This window comes from Oceanobacter antarcticus (genome assembly GCF_044962685.1).
In the GTDB taxonomy this organism is placed as follows: Bacteria; Pseudomonadota; Gammaproteobacteria; order Pseudomonadales; family Oceanobacteraceae; genus Oceanobacter; species Oceanobacter antarcticus.
On sequence record NZ_JBBKTX010000106.1, the window covers coordinates 1 to 257 of the forward strand.

Below are 257 nucleotides of genomic sequence, written 5' to 3' on the forward strand. Positions count from 1 at the left end.
GATTTTATCGGCCAAAGGAAGATCATGTTCAATGCGTACACGGGGTAATTCAGCCGGTAAAGGCTTACGGCCGGATGTTTTTTTAACGGGCTTTGGTGTTTCAGCCAGGGGCAATTCCGAGAGTAAGGATTCGGCATCTATCGACTCGGCCGTATCCACTGCAGAGGCATCGGCCTCGCATTCAACCTCATCGAACAGTTCGACTTGTTGATCACTTTTTTCGCTGCTTTTACCAAACTGGCGCTGCTTAAACAGAA

The 257-nt window shown here is 48.6% G+C and carries 1 protein-coding gene; it reads right to left on the bottom strand.

What is annotated here, in order from left to right:
* Window positions 1-257, bottom strand: a 257-nt coding sequence (locus WG929_RS21120; RefSeq protein ID WP_416207640.1) for an IS66 family transposase, incomplete at both ends; no start/stop codon positions are given.